The following is a 24,041-nucleotide window of genomic DNA, read 5'->3' on the forward strand; positions in this document are numbered from 1 at the left end:
TACGGCAGCCCGTCGAGGCGGACACCCAGGGCAGTCCGTGCCGTCGGCAAGTCGAGGAGAGTGCGTCATGGAGTCCGCGGCGGACGGTGCGAACAACCCTGTACGGATCAGTGTGTGGCTGGACCGGCGAACCCCTTCGCGCGGCCGCAGGACCGATCAGCCGGCCGGCCTCGACCGGGACAGGATCACCGCGGCGAGCGTAAGGCTGCTGGACTCCGAGGGGCTCGCCAAGTTCTCCATGCGCCGCCTCGCCGCCGATCTCGACGTCACGGCGATGTCCCTCTACTGGTACGTCGACACCAAGGACGACCTGCTGGAACTGGCCCTGGACACCGTCTTCGGGGAGCTCGCGCCGCCCCAGGAGGAGACCGGCTGGCGCGAGCGGCTGCGCGAACTGGCCACCGACTACCGGCAGATGCTGGTCCGGCACCCGTGGGCCTCGGCGCTCGCCGGCAACTTCCTGAACATCGGACCGCACTCGATGCTGTTCTCGTACGCGGTCCAGGACGTCATCCGGGCCACCGGACTGCCCCTGGAGCACCAGACGGGCGCGACGTCGGCCGTCTTCCAGTTCGTCTACGGGTTCGGCACCATCGAGGGGCATTTCCTGCAGCGCTCGGCACAGGCCGGGCTGAGCCAGGAGGCGTACTACCAGCAGGCCATGAGCACGATCCGCTCCCAACCTGAGCACCGGCACATCGTGCAGACCTCGGAAGCCATCATGGCCGCACGCGGCGGGGACACCGTCGAGGAGATGCGCGAGCGGGACTTCGTGTTCGCGCTGGACCTCCTGATCGCCGGCATCGAAGCGATGCGCGATCGGGCAGTCCGCCCGTAACCCCGCGCGTCAGTACCCGCGCCCCGTGTCCACGGCGAGTGCGGGACGGCGCCCCTCGGCCACCGCCTCCCAGCAGGCCGCGAAGTCCGTGACGACGTCCTCGTCGGCCGTGATGCCCGCCGAGTGCGAGGTGATCACCGTGCGCGGCAGCCGCCAGGCGGTGTCGTCGGGACCGGCCGGCTCGTCGGGCAGTACGTCGAGGACGGCCCGTCGCACCGTCCCGGCACGCAGGGCGGCTTCCAGCGCCGCCATGTCCACGCACGCGCCCCGGCCGACGTTGACGAAGGAGGCGCCCCTCATCGCGGTGAACCGTGCGCCGCCGAAGAACCGCTCCGTGCCGGCCGTCAGCGGGAGCGCGGACACCACCCACCGGGCTTCGGCCAGCGCCGCCCTCTCCTCGTCCCCGCCCGCCGCGACCACCCGGTCGAAGCCCGGCGGTACGCCCTGAGGCGTGCGGCAGACGCCCACCGTGTGCAGCGAACACGCCCTCAGCAGCCCGGCGACCGCCGAGCCGATGCGCCCGGTGCCGTGGACGACGACGGTCCGACCGGCGGCGAGTTCGGACGGGATGCGGCGCCACCGGGCCGCGGTGTGCTGTGCGGTGTGCTCCGGCACGGACTGGCATTCGGCGAGCACCCAGGCCAGCACGTACTGGGCGATCCGCTCCCCCATCCGGCCCACGGTCCGGGTCAGCAGCGCCCCTTCGGGCCACGGACCGGCGGCCAGCAGCGCGTCCGTCCCCGCGTTGACGCTGTGGAACCACAGCAGCTGTCCCGTGCGCAGGGCCCGGGGCAGCGTGTCACCCACGTACAGGAACGGCCCCTCGGGCGCGGGGCCGGACGCGCGTCCCGCCGGGCGCCCGGCGATCCGCTCCAACTCCGCGGCCACGGACGCGTCGAGGGAGGGCGAGGCCAGGAGCGCGGCCCGCGCGAGCAGATCGGGACGTGGCACAGGTCGGGACGGCATCACGGGAGGTGTCAGCCGCCGGTGGCCGGACGGGCGGGGAAACCGCCGGTGGCGACCGGGCCCCAGCGCTCCGGGGTGATCCGGATGATGGACTTCCCCTGCTTCACCATCGCCGCCCGGTACTCGTCCCAGTCCGGGTGCTCACCGGAGATGTTCCGGAAGTACTCGACGAGCGGCTCGACCGACTCCGGTGAGTCGATCACCTCGGCCGAGCCGTCGATCTGTACCCACGGGCCGTCCCACTCGTCCGACAGGACGATCACGCTGACCCGCTCGTCCCGCTTGGCGTTGCGGGTCTTGGCCCGTTCGGGGTAGGTCGAGACGACGATCCGGCCCTCGTCGTCGACGCCGCAGGTCAGCGGGGAGCCCTGGGGGCGGCCGTCGGCCCGGGTGGTCAGCAGGATCGCCCGGTGCCGCGGCCGTACGAAGTCCAGCAGTCCGGCGAGCTCCACGGTGGTGTTGGTCGCGATGTTCGGTGCCATGCGGCCAACCCTATGCCGGTACGGATCCCCCCTGCACGGCCTGGATGTCCAGCTCCACCCGCAGCGTCGTACCGATCGCGGAGATGCCCGCCTGCACCACCTGGTTGTAGTTCATCGCGAAGTCCTCGCGGCGCAGTTCGGCCGTCGCGTGGAAGGCCGCCCGCACCCCGCCCCACGGGTCGGGGCCGGTGCCGAGGTAGCTGAGGTCCAGGTCGACGTCGCGGGCCACGCCGTGCATCGTGAGCACACCGTCGACCGTCCAGCGGTCCGGTCCTGCCGGGGTCAGGGCGCGCGAGCGGTAGGTGATCTCCGGGAACCGCTCGACGTCCAGGAAGTCGGGCGAGCGCAGGTGCTTGTCGCGCATGCCGTTGCCCGTGTCGATGCTGGCCGGGGTGATGAAGGCCTCCACCCGGGAGCGCTGGACGTCCTGTGCGATCTCGATCCGGCCGCCGAATTCCGTGAACCGGCCGTGCACGCTGGAGATTCCCAGGTGCTGCGCGACCGCGGCCACCGAGGAGTGCACCGGGTCCAGCGACCAGGTACCCGGCGGCGGCAGCTCCACACCGCCCTGCCGGGTGAGCACCACGGTGCCGGCCTCGACCCGGCCACTGGCCGTGACGAGGGCGGTGGAGGCGGCGGGTGCGTAGCCGACCGCTGTGACGATCACCGTGTACGCGCCGGCCTGCAGACGGTCGTCGGTGCGGACGGAACCGTTCTCGTCGGCGGCGGCCCGGAGCACCTGGGCGCCCGTCATGTCGGTCACCGTGATGACCGCGTGCTGGACCGCCCAGCCGTCCCGCGTCCGTACCTGTGCGCGAAGTCCCATCTGTGCTCTCTCCTTGCTCCATCACTCAGTTGCTCAGTGACTCAATGAGTCGGGCCCCGGGCGGGGACAGCAGGCCGTCCCCTGCCTGCCGTCCCCACCACGGGGCCCGTTTCCGCCGGCGGGCACAGCCTCTCCGCTCGAAGTGCTGTTCCGCCAGGGGTCTTTGTGGATCTTCCGTGTCTACTCGCCGGGGTGGGCGAGTTCGATGTCGTGGCTGTCGACTCCGGCACCCGTCACGGTCAGTGCGGTGGCCACCGGCGGGTAGCCGGTCGCGATGACCGAGTACTCGCCCGCGTCCAGGTCGGTGAAGGCGTACGCCCCGTCCTCCCCGGTCGTCGAGCCCGCGACCACGTTGCCTGCCGCGTCGACGAGGGTGACCCGGGCGTCGTGCAGCGGGGCCCGGCCGGAGCCGGCCCGGACGACACCCTGGACCAGCGCGCCGGACCGCAGTACCGCGTCGACCCGTGTGACTCCCTGGCCGCCGATCTCCACCGGCAGGGCCAGCGGACGGAAGCCGGCGGCGGTCACGGCCACGGTCACGGTGCCGGGGATCAGCTCGCCGAAGGTGAAGTCGCCCGCGTCGCCCGAGGTGCCGGTGGCCAGCACGTCGCCGCGCACATCGGTCACGAGGACCATCGCGCCCTGGACCGGGGCGCCGCCCTCGGCGGTCCGTACGGTCCCGGCGAGACCGCTCGTCCCGGAGAGCAGGATGTCGTACGCGAGCGGCTCCTCGCCGACCACCACGGTGGAGGCCTGCGGCTGGAAGCCGTCGGCGGACGCGATCAGGACGTAACTGCCGGAGCCCGGCGCGTCCAGTGCGTAGCCGCCGTCGGCCTGGGCGACGGAGCGCCCCAGCTGCCGGCCGCCCAGCGAGATCAGTGTGACGGCCGCCCGGGCGACGGGCGCGCCCTCGGCGCCGCGCACCACTCCGCGTACGGGCGTTCCCTGCGCGGTCACGACCGGGGCGTTCGGGGTGTTCGGTGCCTCGACCGAGGTGACCCCGGCCGTTGCTTCGGCGACGAGCGCGGTGGTGCCCGTGGTGTCCACGGCGGCTTCCGCGGCGGGTGCCCCGTCGCCGGCCGGGACCTTGTCGTTGCCGGCGTTGGACTTCAGCGCGACCTCCTTGATGAAGATCGTCACGATGAAGGCGACGAGCGCGGCCGGAGCGGCGTACAGGAAGACGTCGGCGACACCGTGGCCGTAGGCGACCTCCATGACGGTGCGGAACGGCGCGGGGAGCTTGTCCAGGTCGGGGATGCCCCCGCCGCCGGTACCGCCGTGGCCGAACGCGGCGCCCTGGGGGCCGAGGTCCGCCAGGCCGTCCTTGACGTAGTGGGTGACGCGGTTGGCCATGACGGCGCCCAGCGCGGAGACGCCGATGGCGCCACCGAGCGAACGGAAGAACGTGACGACGGAGCTGGCCGCACCGAGGTCGGCGGGAGCGACCTGGTTCTGCGTGGCGAGGACCAGGTTCTGCATCATCATGCCGACGCCGAGGCCCATGACGAACATGAAGACCGCGATGTGCCAGTACTCGGTGTCGTACCGGATGGTGCCCAGCATCCCGAGGCCCGCGGTGACGAGGAAGCCACCGGCGACCAGCCAGGCCTTCCAGCGGCCCGTCTTGGTGATGACCTGGCCCGAGACGGTCGACGAGAGGAAGAGCCCGGCGATCATCGGGATGGTCATGACGCCGGACATGGTCGGCGACTTGTCGCGTGCCAGCTGGAAGTACTGGCTGAAGAAGACGGTGCCCGCGAACATCGCGATGCCGACGAACAGCGAGGCGATCGAGGCCAGGGTGATGGTCCGGTTGCGGAAGAGACGCAGCGGGATGATCGGCTCACTGGCACGGGACTCGATGAACACGAAGACCAGAGTGAGCAGGGCCGCGCCCGCGAGCATCGTGTAGGTCTGCCAGGAGACCCAGTCGTACTTGTCGCCCGCGAAGGTCACCCAGAGGAGCAGCAGCGAGACGGCGGCGCTGATGAAGAACGCGCCCGACCAGTCGACCTTGACACCCTCGCGCTTGACCACGGGGAGCTTCAGGGTCTTCTGGAGCACGATCAGGGCGATGACCGCGAACGGCACACCCACGTAGAAGCACCAGCGCCAGCCCATCCAGCTGGTGTCGGTGATGACACCGCCGAGCAGCGGGCCGCCCACGGTGGCGACGGCGAAGACCGCGCCGAGGTAGCCGCTGTAGCGCCCGCGCTCGCGCGGGGAGATCATCGCGGCCATCACGATCTGGGCGAGGGCCGAGAGACCGCCGACGCCGATGCCCTGCACGACACGGCAGGCGATGAGCATGCCGCTGCTGGTCGACAGACCGGCCACGACCGAGCCGAGCACGTAGATGATCAGCGCTATCTGGACCAGCAGCTTCTTGCTGAACAGGTCGGAGAGCTTGCCCCACAGGGGGGTGGTCGCGGTCATGGCCAGCAGCGAGGCCGTGACGACCCAGGTGTAGGCGCTCTGGCCGCCGCCGAGGTCGGAGATGATTTCCGGCAGGGCGTTGGAAACGACGGTCGACGACAGGATCGCGACGAACATGCCGAGCAGCAGCCCGGTGAGCGCTTCCATGATCTGGCGGTGTGTCATCGGCGTGCCGTCGGGGGCGTCCGATGCCCCGTGCTTGGCGTGGCCGCCCCGCACACCGGTCGGTGTGGTCGTAGCCATGGAGTTCCTTGTCTTTGCTTCTGTTACACAGGTGTACGGGTGTGCGAATCGTCGGAGTGCCCGGTGCGGCAGTCGCCGCTGTGCTTCCCCGGGGCGCAGCCGACGAGGCTGCGGCAGGAGAAGCTGTCGCGCAGCCGGGACAGCAACGTGTTGAGTTGTCCGACGTCCTCGTCGGACCAGTCGGGGAGGTGGTGGGCGAACATTTCCGTGGTCCGCCTGGACAGCTCGGCCAGCAGGTCGTTGCCCGCGGGGGTCAGCCGCACGATGCGGGACCGCTTGTCCGCAGGGTCCGGGAACCGTTCTATCCAGCCGTTGTCCACGGCGTGGGCCACGTGCCGGCTGGTCACCGACATGTTCACGGCGAGAAGTTCGGTGAGGCTGGTGATCCGCATCTCGCCGTAGCGGGACAGCAGGGTCAGTACGGCGGCCGAACCGCCGGGGCACTCTGCGGGCAGGATGCGGGCGAGGCCCCTTTTGACGGCTCCGATGGCGCTGAGCTGGCGGGCCAGTTCCTCGTACTGGCTCCGTGTGGCCACCGGTCCTCCACCTGTTCTCCCCGGGTCATCTTGTTGCTTAGGGCAACGATAGAAGCTGTTGGTTGCTACAGGCAAACGAAAGGCCCCTTGCAGAAGTAAAGGAAGCCAAAAGCCTGCGTAGGCTCCCGGTCAAGCCTGCAGCGCAGGGCCGGTGAGCTGCGCCGGATGTGTTCCGCGGCACAGTGCGCGAGCGGGTCCGCGCTTCGAGGGGAAGCGGCAGGATCCCCCACGGGAAGCGGCAGGATCCCCACGGGAAGCGGCCGGACGGGCCCGTGGAGGCGGTGCGGAGCGCTCCGGAGGACGGGTGAAGGGGCCGTGGACGGCTTGGACGGGCATCATCCGCTGTGGACCCGGGGGTTGGGCGGCACCCCTGAGTTCGCTAGTGTCCTGGGCCATGGCACACAACCCCCACGCCCCGCAGCCGGGCCCCGAGGGCACTCACGACCCGGCGGGCAGCACGCAGATGTTCCGCGCCTTCGTCGACGAGGGCGAGCCGCAGCGCAGGCAGCAGCCCGCCGCGACGTCTTCCGGACCGAGGGCCGGGGTGATCGCGGTCGTCGTCGCGGTCGTCGTCGTCCTCGGCGCGGTCGCCTGGCTCGCGCTCGGCTGACCGAGGTCCCCGCGGACGGGGGCCACGCTCAGGTCACGTCCCTGTCACTTCCCACGGCGTGACGCCCCGGTCCTTCGGCATGCCTGCCCCAGGACCGGGGCGTCGTGCCGTATCCGCGTGCTGCGGCGTTCTTGCCTTGCCGGGCGCGCTCACGGCCGCCGCCCAGGCGGCGCCGGGCACGCCGCGGCCGCCGGGGCGGTGAACAAGGTGCCCCGGCGGCCGGTGGAGCCGTGTGTCCGGCGCCGTAGGGCGCCGGACCGGCTGATGCGCCGTCAATCACCGACCCGTAAGGGGTCAGTCCGCGATGAGCCCCTCCCTGAGCTGGGTGAGCGTCCGGGTCAGCAGTCGTGAGACATGCATCTGCGAGATGCCGACCTCCTCACCGATCTGCGACTGGGTCATGTTGGCGAAGAAGCGCAGCATGATGATCTGCCGCTCGCGCGGGGCGAGTTTGGCCAGCAGCGGCTTCAGGGACTCGCGGTACTCGACGCCTTCCAGGGCCGCGTCCTCGTACCCCAGACGGTCCGCCAGCGAACCCTCGCCGCCGTCGTCCTCGGGGGACGGGGAATCGAGCGAGGAGGCCGTGTAGGCGTTGCCGACGGCCAGCCCGTCGACCACGTCCTCCTCGGAGACCCCGAGCGCCTTGGCGAGCTCGGGCACGGTCGGCGAGCGGTCGAGCTTCTGGGCGAGCTCGTCACTGGTCTTGGTGAGGGCGAGCCGCAGTTCCTGGAGCCGGCGCGGTACCCGCACCGACCACGAGGTGTCGCGGAAGAAGCGCTTGATCTCGCCCACCACGGTCGGCATCGCGAACGTGGGGAACTCCACGCCCCGCTCGCAGTCGAACCGGTCGATCGCCTTGATCAGGCCGATCGTGCCGACCTGGACGATGTCCTCCATGGGTTCGTTACGGCTCCGGAACCGCGCCGCCGCATACCGCACGAGCGGGAGGTTGAGCTCGATGAGTGTGTCCCGCACATAGGTCCGCTCCGGACTGTCCGTTCCGTCGGGACCCGATGCGGGACCCAGCGCGGCGAGCCGCAGGAACAGGGAGCGGGACAGAGTGCGGGTGTCGATGGCTTCCGATGAGCTGGTGAGCACGGCAGGTGCTGGTGCGCTCTTCGTGAGCGTGAGCACCTTCGAGCTGCCCTGTTCTGCGGACATGCCACCCCCTTGAGGTCGCGGACGGTCGCGGTGGCCACGACCATCGGAGGAACGCAGCCTCCACCTGAATACCGGAGGTGGAGCTGCGGCAAACGCGGTTCCAGCAGAATGTCACATGTCGGCAACGCGCTGTAGTGACATGTCGACAAGTTAGCGGCAAAACTGCCCTGGAAACAGGGGGTGTACGGCTTTTGCACCGCCGGAACCGGTCTCCGTGCGATCTACCCGTTCCGGTTACGCCTCGATCCTGTTTGCGGATCTCAGACGGGCAAAACTTCTGGCCAGGAGCCTTGACACATGCATCTGGGAGACACCGAGTTCGGCGCTGATCTGGGACTGGGTCAGGTTGTTGTAGTAGCGCAGGAGCAGGATCCGCTGCTCGCGCTCCGGCAGCTGGACGAGCAGATGCCGTACCAGGTCGCGGTGTTCGACCCCGGCGAGGGCCGGATCCTCGTAGCCGAGCCGGTCCAGGAGCCCCGGCAGGCCGTCGCCCTCCTGGGCGGCTTCCAGGGAGGTCGCGTGGTAGGAGCGGCCCGCCTCGATGCAGGCGAGCACCTCGTCCTCGGAGATCTTCAGCCGCTCGGCGATCTCGCCTGTCGTGGGCGAGCGGCCATGAGCGGTCGTCAGATCCTCGGTCGCGCCGGTGACCTGGACCCAGAGCTCGTGCAGCCGCCGCGGGACGTGCACGGTCCGCACGTTGTCACGGAAGTAGCGCTTGATCTCCCCGACCACGGTGGGCATGGCGAACGTCGGGAACTGGACGCCGCGTTCCGGGTCGAAGCGGTCGATGGCGTTGATGAGGCCGATGGTGCCGACCTGGACGACGTCCTCCATCGGCTCGTTGCGGCTGCGGAAGCGGGCCGCGGCGTACCGCACGAGGGGCAGGTTCGCCTCGATCAGGGCGGCGCGCACCCTGCGGTGTTCCGAGGTGCCCGGTTCGAGGCCCTTGAGCCGGCCGAACAGCACCTGGGTGAGCGCCCTGGTGTCCGCGCCCCGGGTTCTGGTGGGCGTGGAGGGATCGGGCGTCTCGGTCTGGATGTCGTCCGTCTGGACGTTCTGGGGCGGGACTTGAGGCGCTGTACTGGCCGGCACGGTGTCGCCACCCCTTTGCGGTCAACTACGGTCAACTCATCCGTCAAAAGCGGTCATAGCATCACAAGACATGTCCACTGTGTGCAAGCACCGAGAAAAGTCGTGTTGAGCGCGATTCGGTTTAAACATGCCGAAAAGCCCCTCTCCTGAAAGGCGAGGGGCCCGAAGGGCCGAAAGGCGGGAACGCGTCAGAACGGGTAGTCGGCAATCACCCAAGTGGCGAATTCACGCCACTGTCCGGCAGCCGCCTGATGTGCCGGGTGCTCGATGTAGCGCTTCAGGGAGTCCTCGTCCGCGACCGCCGAGTTGATGGCGAAGTCGTACGCGATCGGCCGGTCGGTGATGTTCCAGGCGCACTCCCAGAACTCCAGCTCGGGGATCGTTCCGTCGAGCGCCCGAAAGGCCTGTACGCCCGCGACGACCCGCGGATCGTCCCGTTCCACACCGTCGTTCAGCTTGAACAGGACCAGGTGGCGGATCATGGGGGTTCTCCTACTTCACGAGCTCGGACATGAAGTCCCCGACGCCCTGTGCGGCGCTCGAAACACCTTCGAAACCGACTTGGACGAGGTCGGCGGCCCGGGCGGGAGACGTGATGATCGTGTACAGCACGAAGACCACAATCAAGTAGAGCGCGATCTTCTTCGCTTGCACCACAGCCCCGCCTCTCCCTTTCGATCACCTGTGCAGTCGGGTGATTCTAGCCGCACGTTTGGCCGTATCCGCTGGCTGTTTCCGATCACTGATGTGGCTTTTAAGGACGAAGGACCCCCCGATCCGGGCCCTTTGCCCCCGGCTGCGGCTTCTGCCGGGAGGCAGGATGGGAAGCGAGCCCGCCGTATGCAACCGAAACGTGCGGGCCGAGGAACAGGACCTCTCCGGGGTCCACACCGCGAGATTCCCCCCTGACCGCGGCGAGGGCCCCTGGTCCCTGTTCTCACCGGGGGAAGCGGCTTGTCCCCCCGATGCCGCTTCCCCCGACCTCGAACCTGATGCGATGCATGACTGTGGCCCCGGCTTCCGAGCCGGGGCCACAGTCATGTCCTGCGTGAGAAACGCCCGAAGGGCCCGGCGCAGTGCGCCGGGCCCTTCGTAAGAGCGGTAGCGGAGGGATTTGAACCCTCGGTGAGTTTCCCCACACTCGCTTTCGAGGCGAGCTCCTTCGGCCGCTCGGACACGCTACCGAGAGAGAGCTTAGACCATCCCGGGCCATGGTTCGAAATCAGATTCCCGCCGCCCGGCAGGAGCGCGTGCGCGGCGGGCTCAGCGCTCGCGGAAGAAGGCGGTCAGCTGGGCCGCACAGGCGTCCTCCAGCACTCCGTGGATCACCTCGGGGCGGTGGTTGAGCCGACGGTCCCGTACGACGTCCCAGAGCGAGCCGGCGGCGCCGGCCTTCTCGTCCCGTGCCCCGTAGACCACGCGGCCGATCCGGGACTGCACGAGGGCGCCCGCGCACATGGTGCAGGGCTCCAGGGTGACCACCAGCGTGCAGCCGGTCAGCCGCCAGGCGCCGAGAGCGGCTGCGGCGCGGCGCAGCGCGAGGACCTCGGCGTGCGCGGTCGGGTCGCCCGTCGCCTCGCGCTCGTTGTGGCCGGTGGCGAGCAGGACGCCGTCCGGACCCAGGACAACGGCGCCGACCGGCACATCGCCGGCCAGCGCCGCCTGCGCTGCCTCGTCCAGGGCATGGCGCATGGGTGCCTGCCACGGATCCCGTACGGGATCGGGGGGAGGCGGTGAGGAGGGCGGGGGTGGTGGTGCGTTCACCCGCGGACCCTAACGGACGGTCTCCAGGACCTCGGCCGCGCCGAGCGCGTCCGCGATCTCCACCAGCGCGTCGGTGCGCAGGGTCAGCAACTGCTTCTCGGACAGTCCGAGGTCGGCGAGGACCCCGAGTTCTCCGAGCGGCCCCGCCGGTACGGCGTCGGGGTCGTGGTCGGGGTCGGGGTCCGGGTCGGGGACAGCGGCGCCGGCCCGGCCGTCGGCGCTGTCCTTGGCTTCGTCCGGTTCGCCGTCCTCCGTACCGTCGAGGTCCACGAGTTCCTCGAGTGCGGCGATCTCGTCCTCGGCCCCCGGTTCGCGGCCGAGCAGTTCGTCGGTGAGCAGGATCTCCCCGTACGAGGAGCGGGCGGCTGCGGACGCGTCCGAGATGTAGATACGGGGGTCCTCCTCACCGTCCACGCGGACGACGCCGAACCAGGCGTCCTCCTGCTCGATGTAGACCAGGACCGTGTCCTCGTCCACCGAGGCCTCTCGGGCCAGATCTGTCAGGTCGGACAGGGTTTCCACATCGTCGAGCTCTGTATCGCTCGCTTCCCACCCGTCTTCGGTGCGCGCGAGCAGTGCGGCGAAGTACACCGTGACTCTCCCACTGGTCATAGGCGAATCGGTCCGACGGGAGGGCAGACGGTCTTCCGGCTGCTCTGGGCCCCGCCCAATCGGCATCGTGGCAGAAACGAGCGCGAAGCGAGACGTCTTCGACCGTTGCGTCGGCCATGAGTTCCGGGAGTGCCTGCTCGGAGGTGGTCTCCGCGCGGGCATCCGGGGAGGGGCGCGGAGGTGCGTACGCCGGGTGATCACCAGCGGAACGTGCGCATCCGCATCTGTTGGCGCATACGGGCCGCGCGGGCGCGGCGGGGCTGGACCCGGTCGCGTAGCTGCTTCGCCTCATGGAGCTCACGGAGGAACTGGACCCGGCGCCTCCGGCGCGCCGCGTCACTCTCCTGCGCGTCCGGCACGTTCTCCTGCACGTCGGGCAGGTCGCGCGCGTCGCGTCCGGCCTGCCGCTGTTTCCGCTGCTCCCCGTCGGGCAATCGACACACCACCCCAAGCCTGGGTCCGTATGCCCCCACCTTCCCCCCGAACAGGTGCTTGATGCCAGTGCAGACGTGCGGGAAGCCCGTCCGGGGCCCCGCTACTGTTGACGGCATGCGGATCCACGTCGTCGACCACCCGCTGGTCGCGCACAAACTCACCACGCTGCGCGACAAGCGCACCGACTCCCCGACCTTCCGGCGGCTCGCCGACGAACTGGTCACCCTCCTCGCGTACGAGGCCACCAGGGATGTGCGGACCGAGCAGGTCGACATCGAGACCCCGGTGACCGCCACGACCGGAGTGAAGCTGTCGTACCCGCGGCCCCTGGTCGTGCCGATCCTGCGCGCCGGTCTCGGCATGCTCGACGGCATGGTGCGGCTGCTCCCGACCGCCGAGGTCGGCTTCCTGGGCATGATCCGCAACGAGGAGACCCTCCAGGCGGAGACGTACGCGACGCGGATGCCCGAGGACCTCTCAGGGCGTCAGGTCTACGTCCTGGACCCGATGCTGGCCACCGGCGGCACGCTCGTCGCGGCCATCAGGGAGCTGATCAAGCGCGGCGCGGACGACGTCACCGCCGTCGTGCTGCTCGCGGCGCCCGAGGGTGTCGAGGTCATGGAGCGCGAGCTGGCCGGCGCCCCGGTCACGGTGGTCACCGCCTCGGTCGACGAGCGGCTCAACGAGAACGGCTACATCGTGCCGGGGCTCGGCGACGCAGGCGACCGGATGTACGGCACCGTCGACTGACGGGGCCGCCCGGTCACCGGCAGGGGGACGGAGCCGGGGCGGGCTTCGTCAGGGCGGTGAGCGCGGAGGCGGCCGCCGCGGGCGGGCTGAACGCCGTGAACTTCGTACCGATGATCAGATCGACGTCCGCCGTCCGGCGGGCGTCGGTCTTGCGTACGGCCCCGGGCAGCTGCGTGCCGAGCACCGGGAAGGAGCCGTTCGTCGCCGTCGGAGCCCCGAGCAGCAGTGCGGTGCCCGGCACCTTCTTGTCGTACGCGGCCGTGGCGTTGCCCACCTTGCCGATGGTGAAGCCGCGCTTCTTCAGTTCGTCGGCGGCGGCCTTGGCCAGCCCGCTGCGCGGCGTCGCGTTGTAGATGTTGACCTTGATGGTGGCCGGCTCGGGGAGCGCCTCGACGGGTGCCGAAGCCGTCGGTGAGGGGCAGGCCTTCGTGCGCTCGGCCGCGTTCGCCCGTCCGTCGCCCCCGGTGAAGACGTCGATGAGCTGCAGCGTGCCCCATCCGGCCAGGCCGAGGGCCGCAACGGCAGCGACGGCCGACAGGACGAGCCTGCGGCGATGACGGGGGCGGCGCATGCGCGGGTAGGTGTTGCCCGTGATGCGGTACTTTCCGCCCATGCCGGGAGGGGTCAGCATGCTCATGGGCGCAGCGTAGTGCGACCTGGTGATGATGCCTACTAAACGATCAACAGATGGCACCCGTATGTGCATAAAAGCACTCGAAAGGCCGGAAATGGGCCACGGGTGGGAGTGGCGCGGTCAGCCGAGTTCGAGGACGCGGGCGTGCAGCACCTGGCGCTGCTGCAGTGCGGCGCGCACGGCGCGGTGCAGCCCGTCCTCGAGGTAGAGGTCGCCCTGCCACTTCACGACGTGCGCGAACAGGTCGCCGTAGAACGTGGAGTCCTCGGCGAGCAGGGTCTCGAGGTCCAGCTGTCCCTTGGTGGTCACCAGCTGGTCGAGGCGGACCGGGCGCGGCGCGACATCCGCCCACTGTCGGGTGCTTTCCCGGCCGTGGTCGGGATATGGCCGCCCATTTCCGATGCGCTTGAAGATCACACGGAAAGCCTACCGGGCAAGGACCTCCGGGCGCAGCCACGGGACGGGACTGCGATGCTTGGCGAACCGTAATGAATCGGGTGAAACAGGAACGGGGGCTGTCATGAGTGAGAGCGAGAGCGGGGGCGCACTGCCGCAGCAGGCTCAGGACATCGCCGCCGGGTACGAGGTCTCCGGTGCCGCACTCGAACTGGGTGCGCTCCTCTGGGACGGTGCGGCCCTTCCCGGTTCAGCGACGCGTCCAAGGCGTTCCTGGACGCGATCACGCAGACCGTGCGGCTGATTCGCTCGAAAGGAGTCGGGATCTTCTTCGTCATGCAGACACCGAAGGATGTCCCCGCCGAGGTGCTGGGCCAGCTCGGCAACCGGGTACAGCACGCGCTGCGCGCGTTCACCCCGGACGACGCGAAGGCGCTGCGGGCGACGGTGAAGACCTTCCCCGACTCCCCGTACGACCTGGAGGAACTGCTGACCGGGCTGGGTACGGGCGAGGCTGTGATCACCGTGCTGGGCGAGAGGGGCGCGCCCACCCCGGTGGCGGCGACCCGGCTGCGGGCGCCGCAGCCACTGATGGGGCCGGTGCCGGCGGACGTGATGGAGCGGGCGGTGAACGGGTCCTCGCTGTACGGGCGTTACGCCGAGGCCGTGGACCGTGAGTCCGCGTACGAGAAGCTCGCACCGGGCCAGGAGGAGGCCGGGCGGGCCGACCGGGACGCGGGGGACCGTGCGGCCGTGGAGGAGGCGGTGGCGGCGGGCGCGCCCGAGACCCGGAAGGGGGCGCCCGGAGAGTCGGAACCGGCGCCCGAGGAGCGGAAGGAAGAGGGTTCGCCGGTCCGGCAGGTGGTGGGGAGCAGCATGTTCAAATCCCTGGCCAGGAGCGTGGGAACGCAGGTCGGGCGGGAGATCTCGCGGTCGCTCTTCGGCACGTCACGCCGCAGGCGGTGAGGCGGGGCTCGCCGCCTGCGGCGTGAGGGAGCGGTGCGGGTTACTCGGTGACGCCGTGCGCGTGGCCCTCGCGCAGGCCGCCGCCGCTGCCGGGCTCACCGGTGCTGGGTGCCGAGGGGACCGGGCGGGTCAGGGAGCGCAGGTCGTAGGCGTAGGTGCCCACGGCGTTGGCGATCACATCGATGTTGGTGTCGAAGTGCGCCATGTCGACGTTGTCCAGGTCGTCACAGGCCGCGTGGTAGCACGGGTCGTACGCGATGCCGGCCGTGCCGCCGAACGTCGTTGCCTGGTCGGCCGTCTTGATGCCCTCGGCGCCCGTGTCCGTACCGCCGGACGGGATGCCGGCTTCGATGAACGGCCCGTAGTCGGAGCGTCCGGTGAAGTCCGTGCCGGTGTGGGGCTTGGCCTTCCCGTCCAGGAACCGGTTGATGTCACGTTCCAGTTGGGCGGAGCCCTCGGGGCCGGGGCCCTCGCCGACATTGTCGGAGTTGTCGCCGTCGAAGACGAACTGCACACCGTTCGGCGAAGCGATCATGTCGAAGTTGAGGTACAGCACGACCTGCTTGCGCTGCTCCTCGGAGAGCTTCGTGACGTACGCCTCCGAGCCCAGCAGGCCGTTCTCCTCCGCCGACCACCAGGCGAACCGCACCTTGTTGGCGGGCTGCTTGTGTGACTTGGCGAGTTCCAGGGCGACTTCCAGGAGGCCGGCCGAGCCGGATCCGTTGTCGTTGATCCCGGGGCCGTCGGTGACCGAGTCGAGGTGAGCGCCGAGCATGACGGTCTTCGCCGGGTTCCCGCGGCGGGTCTCGGCGACGACGTTGCGGGTGGTGCGCTCCTCCTGGAACTCACGGATCTCGAAGTCGACCGTCACCTCGCCCTCGGCCAGGTCCGCGACGAGCTTCTCGCCCTCTGCCTGGAGGAGTCCGCCGGTGGGTATCTTCCCCGACGCGACGTCCCCGAGGGTGCCGGAGAGCACGCCCTCGGTGTTGTTGTAGATCACCGCGCCGGCCGCGCCCGCGACGCCGGCCGCCGCCTGCTTCTCGGCGAAGGAGCAGCCGCCGCGCTTGATCAGCGCGATCTTGCCGGTGAAGGTCGCGGAGGCGTAGTCGGCCGCCTCGCAGCCGGTGGTGGCGTCGGCGGGAACGGCGACGAGGGCCGCGCGGATCCCGCCCTCCTTCGTGGACTTCGTGTACGTCATCGCCTTGATGGAGATGTCACGGGGCGTGGGCGAGACCACGGAGAGCTTCTCGGCCAGCGTCTCGGTGTAGACGAAGTCGAAAGCCTGGTAGCCGACCTGGTATCCGGCCTTCTGGAGCTGCCGGTAGACGTAGGCGGCGGAGGCGTCGTGGCCCAGCGAGCCGGCCGCGCGGTGGCCGTCCGCCGAGTCGGCTATCGCCTGGAACTGCTCCAGATGCCGGTGGGCGTCCTTCGCGGACGAGTTCTTGACCAGGGTCCGCGACAGCTTGGCGGCATCTTTGGCCGGGCCGTGGGGAGCGTGGCCGTGGTGCGGGGACGCGGCGAGGAGGAGCGGTGTGGCCAGGGCGGTGGCGGCCACAACCGCCATGGCTCTGCGACGAGTTGCGTGCACAGGAGTCCTTCCGATGCGAACGGATGTGCGTGAAAGCTAGCGAGTGCTCCGGCATCTGTGAACCGCGGCGGCCGGTTGTGATCGCTTGTGTGGCTCGTTCGTGATCACGTGGCCCCTCCCGTCGCCTTCGCCGCCTTGGCCGCCGCCTTCGCTTCCTGCTTGTACGCGCGCACCTCGGCGAGCGAGTCGGGTCCGGTGATGTCGGCGACGGAGCGGTGCGAGCCCGCCTCTCCGTACGGACCTGCGGCCTCCCGCCATCCGGTCGGGCGGACCTCGAACTGCTTGCCGAGCAGAGCCAGGAAGATCTGCGCCTTCTGGGTGCCGAACCCGGGCAGCGCGTTGAGGCGTTTCAGCAGCTCGGCGCCCGTTCCGGCGCCCTCCCACACGGCGCTCGCGTCTCCCTCGTACTCCGCCACCAGGAACTGGCACAGTTGCTGCACCCGCTTGGCCATGGAGCCGGGATAGCGGTGCAGGGCGGGTTTGGAGGTGAAGAGCTCGGTGAAGGCCTCCGGGTCGTAGGCGGCGATCTCGTGCGCGTCCAGATCGTCCGAGCCCATGCGTCCGGCGAGGGTGAACGGGCCGGTGAACGCCCACTCCATGGGAACCTGCTGGTCCAGCAGCATGCCGACGAGGGCTGCGAGCGGGCTGCGCCCGAGGAGCTCGTCCGCGTCGGACTGCTGGGCGATGCGCACCGTGAAGTCCTTGCCGTCGTTGCTCTTGGTCATATCTTCGATGATCGCGAGAGCGGCGGGGATCGGCGAGTCCAGCGGTGCCGGGCGGGGAGCCCGGAGGCGTCCGGGAAGCGGGGATGTCAGCTTCTCGGAGCGCCGTCGGTTCCAGGAGCATGAACGACAACGAGAAGCTGACCATTGCCGTCGTCGGCGGAACCGGGACACTGGGCCGGGGGGTCGCGGGCACGCTGCGTTCGCGCGGCCACCAGGTGCGGGTGCTCAGCCGTCGCTCGCAGGAGTACCCCGTCGACCTGACCACGGGGGAGGGTCTGGACGGAGCGCCGGCCGGCTGCGACGTCGTGGTGGACGCCAGTAACAGCACCTCCTCGAAGGGTGCGGCGCGGACGCTCGTCGAGGGTTCGCGGCGCCTGCTGGCCGCCGAGGAGGCCGCCGGGGTCCGCCACCACGTCTGCGTCTCCATCGTCGGCTGCGAACGCGTTCCCTTCGGGTACTACCGGGCGAAGGTCGCACAGGAGCGGGTGGTGGAGGCGGGGCCGGTGGACTGGACCCTGGTGCGGGCGACGCAGTTCCACGAACTGGTGGCCTGGGGGTTCAGGTCGATGGCCCGCTTCGGAGTGTTGGTCCTGCCCAGGATGCTCCTGCGGCCCATGGCCTCCGCGGAGCTGGCCGTGGCGGTGGCCGGTGCCGCCGAGGGGCCCGCGCTCCGGGGTCGTGTCGAGGTGGCCGGACCCGAGACCGCCGATGTCAGGGACCTCGCCCGGCAGTGGCGTTCGGTCACCGGCAGCCGCGCGCGGATGGTGCCGTCGGCGCTGCCGGGCGCGGTGGGCAGGGCCGTCCGGTCGGGTGCGCTGACCCTGGACCGGCCGGACGTGACGGGCACGACGACGTTTGCGGACTGGCTCGAGCAGCGGAAGCACCGGGGCTGAGGGCGCGGGGGCGACGGGCCGCAGGGCTTCGGGGTCGCAGGGCCGCACGGCACAGGGCCGCCGGGCCGTAAGGCTTCAGGGCTGCAGGCGGGCGGCGCGCATCCGTAGGTAGCGGACCTCCGGCGCGCTCAGCGTGCGGTCGGCGGCCAGCCGGTAGGCGGCCCGTGCACCGTCACGGTCTCCGGCCTTCTCCAGCAGGTGGGCCCGTACGGCGTCCACCCGGTGGTTCCCGGCCAGCCGGTCGCTCAGCGCCTCCACTTCCGCCAGCCCGGCCCGTGGGCCGTGCACCATGGCGACGGCCACCGCGCGGCCGAGCCCGGCCATGGGGTCCGGGGCGCGGGCCACGAGGAGGTCGTACAGGGCGAGGATCTGGGGCCAGTCGGTGTCCTCGGCGCGCTCCGCCTCGCAGTGCAGTGCCGCGATCGCCGCCTGCAGCTGGTAGGCCCCCGCGGGACCCTCGGCCAGCGCCTCCTCCACCAGGGCGGCGCCCTCCGCGATCGCGGCACGGTCCCAGCGGGTGCGGTCCTGCTCGTCGAGCGGGATCAGCTCCCCGTCCGGGCCGCTGCGGGCCGCGCTGCGGGCCTCGGTGAGCAGCATCAGCGCCAGCAGGCCGGCCACCCGGCCCTCCCTGGGCAGGAGCCCCCGTACGGAACGGGTCAGCCGGATCGCCTCGCGGGCGAGGTCCGCGCGGTGCAGATCACTGCCGGAGGTCGCCGTGTACCCCTCGTTGAAGATCAGGTAGAGCACCTGGAGCACGGCGGCGAGCCGAAGATCGCGGTCGGCGGGCCCCGGCCGGCGGAACGGTGTTCCCCGGACCTTCTGTTTCGCCCGGCTGATCCTCTGGGCCATCGTCGCCTCGGTCACCAGGTGTGCCCGGGCGATCTCGGCCGTGGTGAGGCCGCCGACGGCGCGCAGGGTGAGCGCGACCTGAGCGGCGGGAGTCAGCTCCGGGTGGCAGCAGAGGAAGAGCAGGGTGAGGGTGTCGTCCTCGGACGGTGCCCGGCTCTCGCCGGGCGGCGGGGCGGTGAACGCGTCCCGCGGGGTGAGGGCTGCGGCCGTCCTCTCGCGCCGGTGCCGGGCGGAGTCGCTGCGCAGCTGGTCCGTCAGCCGCCGGGACGCGATCCTGATGAGCCAGCCGCGCGGGTTGTCCGGCAGCCCCTGCTCCGGCCACTGCTGCGCTGCCGCGAGGAGTGCTTCCTGTACCGAGTCCTCGGCGGCGTCGAAGTGTCCGTACCGGCGCACGAGCGCGCCGAGGACCTGCGGCGCGTGCCTGCGCAGCAGGTCCTCGACGTCCGTCGTCCTACGGTCCACTCGTCACCTCTGACCAGGCGGTTCCTCAGGCACCGCCCGAGTCGATCGGGCGGATCACCACGGGGTACTCGGGAGCACCCTCGGGCTGCGGGCAGAGCGCGATGCGTGCCGCGATCTCGGTCACCCGTTCCAGGCTCTCGCAGTCGAGGACCCAGTACCCGGCGAGGAGCTCCTTGGTCTCCCCGTACGGACCGTCGGAGATCACCGGCTGACCGTCGGAGCCCGCGCTCACGAAACGGGTCTTCGCGGGTTCGACCAGTCCCTGGCCGTCCACCATCTCACCGGACTCGGCGAGGTCGTTGTTGAGTCCCTCCATGAAGGCGAACATCGCCTTCACGTCCTTCTCGTTCCAGGCCGGGCTGCTCGCGGACGCCTTGCCGCGCATCGCCTCGTAGTCGGCCTGCGATCCCTGCACCATCACCAGGTACTTCATGATTCGCTCCTCGGGCTGCTGTGCTGCCCTTCGTGGGCAACTCTCACAGGGGACGTCGGAGCCGCAGGCGGGTTCTCGACACCACGCGGAGGGTTTTCCTGAATCACTCCAGCAGGTGCGGCCCTCGGCAGACAGGTGCGCTGTGCCCTACCGCGACGGGTTCCGGCCGAGCAGCGAGCGCACCGCCGCGCGGTCGACGTTCGTCAGGGCGCGGACGAGCTTCGGGGTGAGGAAGACGATCACGAGGCCGAGGAGGGAGGCCGCGGCGATCTGCAGGGGGGAGGAGAGGTAGTACTGGTGGCGGACGCCGTCCGAGGTGTAGTCGAAGACCTGGTACCCGGGCCAGCCCACGTAACGGGGGAAGACCCAGGCGTAGAGCGGGTAGAGCGCGACCGTCCAGCCGGTGACGAGGAAGGTCAGCGTCAGGCAGAAGCTCGCCACCCGCCACGGAAACATGACGACCTGGAAGAGCAGCGCCTTCCAGCCCGCCGCGTCCGTCAGCCGGGCCTGGACGCCCGCCCACCAGCCGGTCCGCTTCGCTGCGGGGATGCCTGCCGGCGCCGTGGCGTCCAGGCCGAGCAGTGCGCCCGCCCGTCGCCGTTCGGTGGCACCGAGGCCGCGTGCGGCGGCGAGCAGGGCGGCGAGGACCGGCAGGCCGAGCACCGTGAGGGAGAGTCCGGCGCCGAGCGAGAACAGGGTCACGGAGAGGACGAATCCACCGATGGCGATCGGCAGCGAGGTCAGCGCGTAACCGATCTCCCGGTACGTGGCCGCGGCGAACGGGCCGCGCCGGAACGCCGTCGTGGGCGCGGCCCGCGTGGCCCCTGTGGCGGGCGCGTCGGCGGTGGACGGTGCTGCGGGCACGTCGGCGGTAGCCGGTGCCGTGGTGCGCGGGAGGGTGCTGGTGGTCATGGCGGCCTCGACATCATCGGGTGGGGATGCTCCGTGCTGACGTGCTCCACACTCGTGGATCCGTGCGCCCAACGGCATGGGGTGACCAGGCCGGTTGGGGGTGGGGTTGCCCCCAGGGCGCCCCGGGGGATCGCAGTGGCCGGTCGTCCGACCTGGCCGGGCCGCGGATCGGACCGGACAGTAGAGTTCGGCAGCGTCATCCCCCGAACACCGAGGTACCGGCCGTGTCCCCCGCACCATCAGAACCACCTGCCCCGCAGCTCCCGCCCGACGCGCGTGCCGTGAGCGTGGTGGGCATCGGTGCCGACGGATGGGCGGGCCTGCCGGACACGGCACGCTCCACGCTCCTGGACGCCGAGGTACTGATCGGCGGTGAGCGCCAGTTGCGGCTGCTCCCGCCCGGCTGCGAGGGCCGGCGCGTGCCCTGGCCGTCGCCGCTGCGGCCCGTCGTGCGCGGCCTGCTCGCCGCCCATGAGGGGTACCGGATCGCCGTACTGGCCAGCGGCGATCCCATGTTCTACGGCATCGGCAGGGCACTCACCGAGGAGCTCGGCCCGGGGGCGCTGCACGTCCTGCCGCACCCGTCGTCGACCTCCTACGCCTGCGCCCGGCTCGGCTGGCCGCTGGAGGACACCGAGGTCGTCACCCTGGTGGGCCGCCCCACGGCCCGGCTGGCCGCCGCCCTGTACGACGGGCGTCGGCTGCTCGTCCTCAGCGCGGACGCCGCCACTCCGGCCGCCGTGGCCGCCCTGCTGCGGGAGCACGGCTTCGGGCCCAGCCGGATGCGGGTGCTCGAACAGCTCGGCGGCGAGCGTGAGGACTGCGTGGACGGCACCGCGGACACCTGGGCGCGCGAGCCCGGAGACCCCCTCAACGTCATCGCCGTCGAGTGCCGCTCCACGCCGGACGTCCTGCGCATCGGCGCCGTACCGGGCCTGCCCGACGAGGCGTACGAGCACGACGGCCAGCTCACGAAGCGCCACGTACGGGCCGCCACGCTCGGCGTACTGGCGCCCGCCCCCGGTGAACTCCTCTGGGACATCGGCGGCGGCTCCGGATCGGTCGCCGTCGAATGGCTGCGGACCCATCCGTCCTGCCGTGCGGTGACCGTGGAGCGCGACCCGGTGCGGGCCCGGCGCATCGCCCGTAACGCGGACCGGTTCGGCGTCCCCGCCCTGCGCGTGGTCACCGGGCGGGCGCCGGACGCCCTCGCCGGACTGCCCGTCCCCGATGCCGTGTTCATCGGAGGCGGGCTCACCGTGCCGGGCCTGCTCGACGCCTGCTGGGACGCACTGCCTCCGGGTGGCCGACTGGTCGCCAACACGGTCACGCTGGAGTCGGAGGCACTGCTCGCCGAGCGGTACCGGTTGCACGGCGGCGACCTGGTGCGGCTCGCGGTGGCCCACGCGGTGCCGGTCGGCGGGTTCACCGGGTGGCGCCAGGCGATGCCCGTGACGCAGTGGTCCGTACGCAAAGCCTCGCCCGACTCACACGCCTCAGGAGACAACAGATGACCGTGCACTTCATCGGTGCGGGCCCCGGCGCCGCAGACCTGATCACGGTGCGCGGCGCGCGCGTTCTCGCCGCCAGTCCCGTCTGCCTGTACGCGGGCAGTCTGGTGCCGCGCGAACTGCTCGCCGAATGCCCGCCGGACGCCCGGCTCGTGGACACCGCCGACCTGGACATCGACCAGATCACCGCCGAACTGGTCCGCGCCCATGCCGACGGTCACGACGTCGCCCGGCTGCACTCGGGCGACCCCTCGGTCTTCAGCGCGGTCAACGAGCAGATGCGGCGGCTCGACGAGGCGGGCGTGCCGTACGACGTGGTGCCCGGGGTGCCCGCGTTCGCCGCGGCTGCTGCTGCGCTGAAGCGGGAGCTGACGGTGCCCACGGTCGGCCAGACCGTCATCCTCACCCGGATCGCCCAGCGCGCGACCGCGATGCCCGAGGGCGAGGACCTGGCCACGCTGGGCCGCAGCGGCGCGCTGATCGTGCTGCACCTCGCTGTGCGGTACGTGGACCGCGTGGTCGACGAACTGCTGCCGCACTACGGCTCCGACTGCCCTGCGGCCGTGGTGGCCATGGCCTCGCGTCCGGACGAGATCATCCTGCGCGGATCACTGGACTCCATCGCGGAGCAGGTCAAGGCGGCGGGGGTCATCCGGACCGCGGTGATCATGGTGGGCCGGACGCTGGGTGCGGAACAGTTCCGTGACAGCCACCTCTACTCCCCTGCCCGGGACCGCCACACCTGCTGACTCAACCCTGTACGGCGAGCACCGAGGGCTCACGGCTCCCGGTCACCGCACCTCGCTCCGCCCCACCACCGTCCCCGCCCGGTCGATGCAGATCACGTCCACCGCCACGGGTGCTCCCCGCAGCACGGACAGTGCCTGGTCCCGCGCGGCCACGGCCACCAGGTCGCCCAGCGGCACATCGGCCGCCGCGCACAGCTGCAGCGCGGCCAGGCCGGTGTTGGCGACCTCGATCTCGGCCGCCAGCGCCTCGCTCGCCCCGCCCTGCCGTGCCAGTCCGGCCAGGAAGATCTTGTCGACCTGGGAGCGGCCCGAGTGCAGGTCCAGGTGACCCGCGGCCAGCTTGGACAGTTTGGCGAACCCGCCGCAGACCGTCAGCCGCTCCACCGGATGCCGACGCACGTACTTCAGCACCGCCCCCGCGAAGTCCCCCATGTCCAGGAGGGCGATCTCCGGCAGCCCGTACTCGGTCACCACCGTCTTCTCCGAGGTCGAGCCCGTGCATCCCGCCACATGGGTGTGCCCGGCCGCCCGGGCGACGTCCACCCCGCGGCGGATCGAGTCGATCCAGGCCGAGCAGGAGTACGGCACCACGATGCCCGTCGTACCCAGGATCGAGAGGCCGCCCAGGATGCCCAGGCGAATGTTCCACGTGAAACGTGCGATCTCCTCGCCGTCGTCCACCGAGACCGTGATCTCGACGTCGCCGGTGCCCCCGTGCTCGGCCGCCACCCGCGCCATGTGGTCCCGCATCATCTGGCGGGGCACGGGGTTGATCGCGGGCTCCCCGACGTCGAGCGGCAGCCCCGGGAGCGTCACCGTCCCCACACCGGGCCCGGCCCGGAAGACCACTCCGGCCCCCGGCGGGAGCAGCCGCACGGTCGCCCTCACCAGCGCACCGTGCGTCACGTCCGGGTCGTCGCCCGCGTCCTTGACCACTCCCGCCATGGCGCAGTCGTCGCCGAGCTCCTCCACCGCGAGCGCGAAGGCCGGGGTCTGCCCCCGGGGCAGGGCGATGGTCACGGGATCGGGGAACTCGCCGGACAGCAGCGCGGTGTACGCGGCCGTGGCCGCGGCGGTCGCACAGGCCCCGGTCGTCCATCCGGGCCGCAGACCGGTGTGCTTGAGTTGGGCGGTGCGCCCGCCCTGCGCCTCACTGCTCATGGATGGACCGA

The 24,041-nt window shown here is 71.0% G+C and carries 27 protein-coding genes, 1 tRNA gene and 1 pseudogene; 8 read left to right on the top strand and 21 right to left on the bottom strand.

Annotation, left to right across the window (positions count from 1 at the left end; genetic code table 11):
- The first annotated feature begins 67 nt into the window (after positions 1 to 67).
- On the top strand, positions 68 to 838 hold the full coding sequence (locus ABZS61_RS21430) for a TetR/AcrR family transcriptional regulator (RefSeq protein WP_356423415.1): 771 nt from the start codon (positions 68 to 70) through the stop codon (positions 836 to 838).
- A gap of 9 nt (positions 839 to 847) precedes the next feature.
- On the opposite strand, the gene ABZS61_RS21435 is transcribed toward ABZS61_RS21430, so the two are convergent.
- The 5 genes from ABZS61_RS21435 to ABZS61_RS21455 form a co-directional block, all read right to left on the bottom strand.
- On the bottom strand, positions 848 to 1,804 hold the full coding sequence (locus tag ABZS61_RS21435; RefSeq protein ID WP_356423418.1) for an NAD(P)-dependent oxidoreductase: 957 nt from the start codon (positions 1,802 to 1,804) through the stop codon (positions 848 to 850).
- 11 nt (positions 1,805 to 1,815) lie between these two features.
- Positions 1,816 to 2,286, bottom strand: coding sequence for a PPOX class F420-dependent oxidoreductase (locus ABZS61_RS21440; RefSeq protein WP_356423421.1), 471 nt, complete (start codon positions 2,284 to 2,286; stop codon positions 1,816 to 1,818).
- Positions 2,287 to 2,296: 10 nt separating this feature from the next.
- Positions 2,297 to 3,112, bottom strand: coding sequence for a YceI family protein (locus ABZS61_RS21445; RefSeq protein ID WP_356423424.1), 816 nt, complete (start codon positions 3,110 to 3,112; stop codon positions 2,297 to 2,299).
- A gap of 180 nt (positions 3,113 to 3,292) precedes the next feature.
- Positions 3,293 to 5,791 carry an MFS transporter gene (locus tag ABZS61_RS21450; RefSeq protein WP_356423427.1) on the bottom strand — a complete coding sequence of 833 codons (2,499 nt, stop codon included), beginning with the start codon at positions 5,789 to 5,791 and terminating at the stop codon, positions 3,293 to 3,295.
- 23 nt (positions 5,792 to 5,814) lie between these two features.
- On the bottom strand, positions 5,815 to 6,327 hold the full coding sequence (locus ABZS61_RS21455) for a MarR family winged helix-turn-helix transcriptional regulator (RefSeq protein WP_356423430.1): 513 nt from the start codon (positions 6,325 to 6,327) through the stop codon (positions 5,815 to 5,817).
- Positions 6,328 to 6,721: 394 nt separating this feature from the next.
- Here ABZS61_RS21455 and ABZS61_RS21460 point away from each other — a divergent pair, with 394 nt between their 5' ends.
- Positions 6,722 to 6,937 carry a hypothetical protein gene (locus ABZS61_RS21460; protein ID WP_356423432.1) on the top strand — a complete coding sequence of 72 codons (216 nt, stop codon included), beginning with the start codon at positions 6,722 to 6,724 and terminating at the stop codon, positions 6,935 to 6,937.
- 294 nt (positions 6,938 to 7,231) lie between these two features.
- Here ABZS61_RS21460 and ABZS61_RS21465 read toward each other — a convergent pair whose 3' ends face one another.
- The 8 genes from ABZS61_RS21465 to ABZS61_RS21500 form a co-directional block, all read right to left on the bottom strand.
- Positions 7,232 to 8,098 (bottom strand): RNA polymerase sigma factor SigF, encoded by an 867-nt coding sequence (locus ABZS61_RS21465; RefSeq protein WP_329208907.1) that lies wholly within the window; start codon positions 8,096 to 8,098, stop codon positions 7,232 to 7,234.
- Between the two features lie 234 nt (positions 8,099 to 8,332).
- Positions 8,333 to 9,190, bottom strand: coding sequence for an RNA polymerase sigma factor SigF (locus ABZS61_RS21470; protein ID WP_329208905.1), 858 nt, complete (start codon positions 9,188 to 9,190; stop codon positions 8,333 to 8,335).
- 188 nt (positions 9,191 to 9,378) lie between these two features.
- Positions 9,379 to 9,672: a Dabb family protein gene (locus ABZS61_RS21475; RefSeq protein WP_351182305.1), complete on the bottom strand. Its 294-nt coding sequence runs from the start codon at positions 9,670 to 9,672 to the stop codon at positions 9,379 to 9,381.
- 10 nt (positions 9,673 to 9,682) lie between these two features.
- Positions 9,683 to 9,847, bottom strand: coding sequence for a hypothetical protein (locus ABZS61_RS21480; RefSeq protein WP_164494166.1), 165 nt, complete (start codon positions 9,845 to 9,847; stop codon positions 9,683 to 9,685).
- Positions 9,848 to 10,289: 442 nt separating this feature from the next.
- Positions 10,290 to 10,374 (bottom strand) — tRNA-Ser (locus tag ABZS61_RS21485).
- A gap of 79 nt (positions 10,375 to 10,453) precedes the next feature.
- Positions 10,454 to 10,882, bottom strand: coding sequence for a tRNA adenosine(34) deaminase TadA (tadA, locus tag ABZS61_RS21490; RefSeq protein WP_356423719.1), 429 nt, complete (start codon positions 10,880 to 10,882; stop codon positions 10,454 to 10,456).
- A gap of 81 nt (positions 10,883 to 10,963) precedes the next feature.
- The gene (locus ABZS61_RS21495; protein ID WP_356423722.1) at positions 10,964 to 11,545 is read right to left on the bottom strand and encodes a hypothetical protein; all 582 of its coding nucleotides are present in this window, start codon (positions 11,543 to 11,545) and stop codon (positions 10,964 to 10,966) included.
- Between the two features lie 218 nt (positions 11,546 to 11,763).
- A complete protein-coding gene (locus ABZS61_RS21500) occupies positions 11,764 to 12,012 on the bottom strand; it encodes a hypothetical protein (RefSeq protein WP_329208900.1) in 249 nt (82 codons plus the stop codon).
- 103 nt (positions 12,013 to 12,115) lie between these two features.
- On the opposite strand from ABZS61_RS21500, the gene upp reads away from it, so the two are divergent.
- The gene (upp, locus tag ABZS61_RS21505; protein ID WP_329208898.1) at positions 12,116 to 12,751 is read left to right on the top strand and encodes a uracil phosphoribosyltransferase; all 636 of its coding nucleotides are present in this window, start codon (positions 12,116 to 12,118) and stop codon (positions 12,749 to 12,751) included.
- Between the two features lie 13 nt (positions 12,752 to 12,764).
- Here upp and ABZS61_RS21510 read toward each other — a convergent pair whose 3' ends face one another.
- Positions 12,765 to 13,364, bottom strand: a complete 600-nt coding sequence (locus tag ABZS61_RS21510; RefSeq protein ID WP_356423725.1) for a LytR C-terminal domain-containing protein — start codon at positions 13,362 to 13,364, stop codon at positions 12,765 to 12,767.
- Between the two features lie 141 nt (positions 13,365 to 13,505).
- Positions 13,506 to 13,802 carry a type II toxin-antitoxin system VapB family antitoxin gene (locus tag ABZS61_RS21515; protein WP_003955420.1) on the bottom strand — a complete coding sequence of 99 codons (297 nt, stop codon included), beginning with the start codon at positions 13,800 to 13,802 and terminating at the stop codon, positions 13,506 to 13,508.
- Between the two features lie 103 nt (positions 13,803 to 13,905).
- Between ABZS61_RS21515 and ABZS61_RS21520 the strand changes: the two genes are divergently transcribed.
- Together ABZS61_RS21520 and ABZS61_RS21525 are read left to right on the top strand one after the other, a co-directional pair.
- Positions 13,906 to 14,085, top strand: a complete 180-nt coding sequence (locus ABZS61_RS21520) for a hypothetical protein (RefSeq protein ID WP_356423437.1) — start codon at positions 13,906 to 13,908, stop codon at positions 14,083 to 14,085.
- Positions 14,031 to 14,747 (top strand): annotated as a pseudogene (locus ABZS61_RS21525) (helicase HerA-like domain-containing protein); the annotation flags it as partial. The gene ABZS61_RS21520 and the pseudogene ABZS61_RS21525, both read left to right, overlap by 55 nt.
- 40 nt (positions 14,748 to 14,787) lie before the next feature.
- Here ABZS61_RS21525 and ABZS61_RS21530 read toward each other — a convergent pair.
- Together ABZS61_RS21530 and ABZS61_RS21535 are read right to left on the bottom strand one after the other, a co-directional pair.
- Entirely contained in the window at positions 14,788 to 16,311 is a 1,524-nt protein-coding gene (locus ABZS61_RS21530) for a M28 family metallopeptidase (protein ID WP_356423728.1), read from the bottom strand.
- 128 nt (positions 16,312 to 16,439) lie between these two features.
- Positions 16,440 to 17,060 carry an HhH-GPD-type base excision DNA repair protein gene (locus tag ABZS61_RS21535; protein ID WP_356423439.1) on the bottom strand — a complete coding sequence of 207 codons (621 nt, stop codon included), beginning with the start codon at positions 17,058 to 17,060 and terminating at the stop codon, positions 16,440 to 16,442.
- 119 nt (positions 17,061 to 17,179) lie between these two features.
- On the opposite strand from ABZS61_RS21535, the gene ABZS61_RS21540 reads away from it, so the two are divergent.
- Positions 17,180 to 17,953: an NAD(P)H-binding protein gene (locus ABZS61_RS21540; protein WP_356423441.1), complete on the top strand. Its 774-nt coding sequence runs from the start codon at positions 17,180 to 17,182 to the stop codon at positions 17,951 to 17,953.
- A gap of 75 nt (positions 17,954 to 18,028) precedes the next feature.
- Here ABZS61_RS21540 and ABZS61_RS21545 read toward each other — a convergent pair whose 3' ends face one another.
- The 3 genes from ABZS61_RS21545 to ABZS61_RS21555 form a co-directional block, all read right to left on the bottom strand.
- Entirely contained in the window at positions 18,029 to 19,264 is a 1,236-nt protein-coding gene (locus tag ABZS61_RS21545) for a sigma-70 family RNA polymerase sigma factor (protein ID WP_356423443.1), read from the bottom strand.
- 25 nt (positions 19,265 to 19,289) lie between these two features.
- Positions 19,290 to 19,697: a YciI family protein gene (locus ABZS61_RS21550; protein ID WP_356423445.1), complete on the bottom strand. Its 408-nt coding sequence runs from the start codon at positions 19,695 to 19,697 to the stop codon at positions 19,290 to 19,292.
- Between the two features lie 147 nt (positions 19,698 to 19,844).
- Positions 19,845 to 20,609 carry a sensor domain-containing protein gene (locus ABZS61_RS21555; protein WP_356423448.1) on the bottom strand — a complete coding sequence of 255 codons (765 nt, stop codon included), beginning with the start codon at positions 20,607 to 20,609 and terminating at the stop codon, positions 19,845 to 19,847.
- 224 nt (positions 20,610 to 20,833) lie between these two features.
- Here ABZS61_RS21555 and cbiE point away from each other — a divergent pair, with 224 nt between their 5' ends.
- Both cbiE and cobM read left to right on the top strand, forming a co-directional pair.
- A complete protein-coding gene (cbiE, locus tag ABZS61_RS21560; protein ID WP_356423451.1) occupies positions 20,834 to 22,123 on the top strand; it encodes a precorrin-6y C5,15-methyltransferase (decarboxylating) subunit CbiE in 1,290 nt (429 codons plus the stop codon).
- Positions 22,120 to 22,869: a precorrin-4 C(11)-methyltransferase gene (cobM, locus tag ABZS61_RS21565; RefSeq protein ID WP_356423455.1), complete on the top strand. Its 750-nt coding sequence runs from the start codon at positions 22,120 to 22,122 to the stop codon at positions 22,867 to 22,869. Before cbiE ends, cobM begins: the two co-directional genes overlap by 4 nt.
- Positions 22,870 to 22,911: 42 nt before the next feature.
- Here cobM and ABZS61_RS21570 read toward each other — a convergent pair whose 3' ends face one another.
- Positions 22,912 to 24,030, bottom strand: coding sequence for a cobalt-precorrin-5B (C(1))-methyltransferase (locus ABZS61_RS21570; RefSeq protein ID WP_356423458.1), 1,119 nt, complete (start codon positions 24,028 to 24,030; stop codon positions 22,912 to 22,914).
- Positions 24,031 to 24,041 lie beyond the last annotated feature (11 nt).

This window comes from Streptomyces sp. NPDC005566 (assembly GCF_040605575.1).
Classification (GTDB): Bacteria; Actinomycetota; Actinomycetes; order Streptomycetales; family Streptomycetaceae; genus Streptomyces.

What these genes read in the sequence shown, in the direction of transcription:
- ABZS61_RS21430 (WP_356423415.1), top strand. Translation starts at nt 68, where the DNA reads ATGGAGTCCGCGGCGGACGGTGCGAACAACCCTGTACGGATCAGTGTG.
- ABZS61_RS21435 (WP_356423418.1), bottom strand. Translation starts at nt 1,804, where the DNA reads ATGCCGTCCCGACCTGTGCCACGTCCCGATCTGCTCGCGCGGGCCGCG.
- ABZS61_RS21440 (WP_356423421.1), bottom strand. Translation starts at nt 2,286, where the DNA reads ATGGCACCGAACATCGCGACCAACACCACCGTGGAGCTCGCCGGACTG.
- ABZS61_RS21445 (WP_356423424.1), bottom strand. Translation starts at nt 3,112, where the DNA reads ATGGGACTTCGCGCACAGGTACGGACGCGGGACGGCTGGGCGGTCCAG.
- ABZS61_RS21450 (WP_356423427.1), bottom strand. Translation starts at nt 5,791, where the DNA reads ATGGCTACGACCACACCGACCGGTGTGCGGGGCGGCCACGCCAAGCAC.
- ABZS61_RS21460 (WP_356423432.1), top strand. Translation starts at nt 6,722, where the DNA reads ATGGCACACAACCCCCACGCCCCGCAGCCGGGCCCCGAGGGCACTCAC.
- ABZS61_RS21465 (WP_329208907.1), bottom strand. Translation starts at nt 8,098, where the DNA reads ATGTCCGCAGAACAGGGCAGCTCGAAGGTGCTCACGCTCACGAAGAGC.
- ABZS61_RS21475 (WP_351182305.1), bottom strand. Translation starts at nt 9,672, where the DNA reads ATGATCCGCCACCTGGTCCTGTTCAAGCTGAACGACGGTGTGGAACGG.
- tadA (WP_356423719.1), bottom strand. Translation starts at nt 10,882, where the DNA reads ATGCGCCATGCCCTGGACGAGGCAGCGCAGGCGGCGCTGGCCGGCGAT.
- upp (WP_329208898.1), top strand. Translation starts at nt 12,116, where the DNA reads ATGCGGATCCACGTCGTCGACCACCCGCTGGTCGCGCACAAACTCACC.
- ABZS61_RS21510 (WP_356423725.1), bottom strand. Translation starts at nt 13,364, where the DNA reads ATGGGCGGAAAGTACCGCATCACGGGCAACACCTACCCGCGCATGCGC.
- ABZS61_RS21520 (WP_356423437.1), top strand. Translation starts at nt 13,906, where the DNA reads ATGAGTGAGAGCGAGAGCGGGGGCGCACTGCCGCAGCAGGCTCAGGAC.
- ABZS61_RS21530 (WP_356423728.1), bottom strand. Translation starts at nt 16,311, where the DNA reads ATGGCGGTTGTGGCCGCCACCGCCCTGGCCACACCGCTCCTCCTCGCC.
- ABZS61_RS21535 (WP_356423439.1), bottom strand. Translation starts at nt 17,060, where the DNA reads ATGACCAAGAGCAACGACGGCAAGGACTTCACGGTGCGCATCGCCCAG.
- ABZS61_RS21540 (WP_356423441.1), top strand. Translation starts at nt 17,180, where the DNA reads ATGAACGACAACGAGAAGCTGACCATTGCCGTCGTCGGCGGAACCGGG.
- ABZS61_RS21550 (WP_356423445.1), bottom strand. Translation starts at nt 19,697, where the DNA reads ATGAAGTACCTGGTGATGGTGCAGGGATCGCAGGCCGACTACGAGGCG.
- ABZS61_RS21555 (WP_356423448.1), bottom strand. Translation starts at nt 20,609, where the DNA reads ATGACCACCAGCACCCTCCCGCGCACCACGGCACCGGCTACCGCCGAC.
- cobM (WP_356423455.1), top strand. Translation starts at nt 22,120, where the DNA reads ATGACCGTGCACTTCATCGGTGCGGGCCCCGGCGCCGCAGACCTGATC.
- ABZS61_RS21570 (WP_356423458.1), bottom strand. Translation starts at nt 24,030, where the DNA reads ATGAGCAGTGAGGCGCAGGGCGGGCGCACCGCCCAACTCAAGCACACC.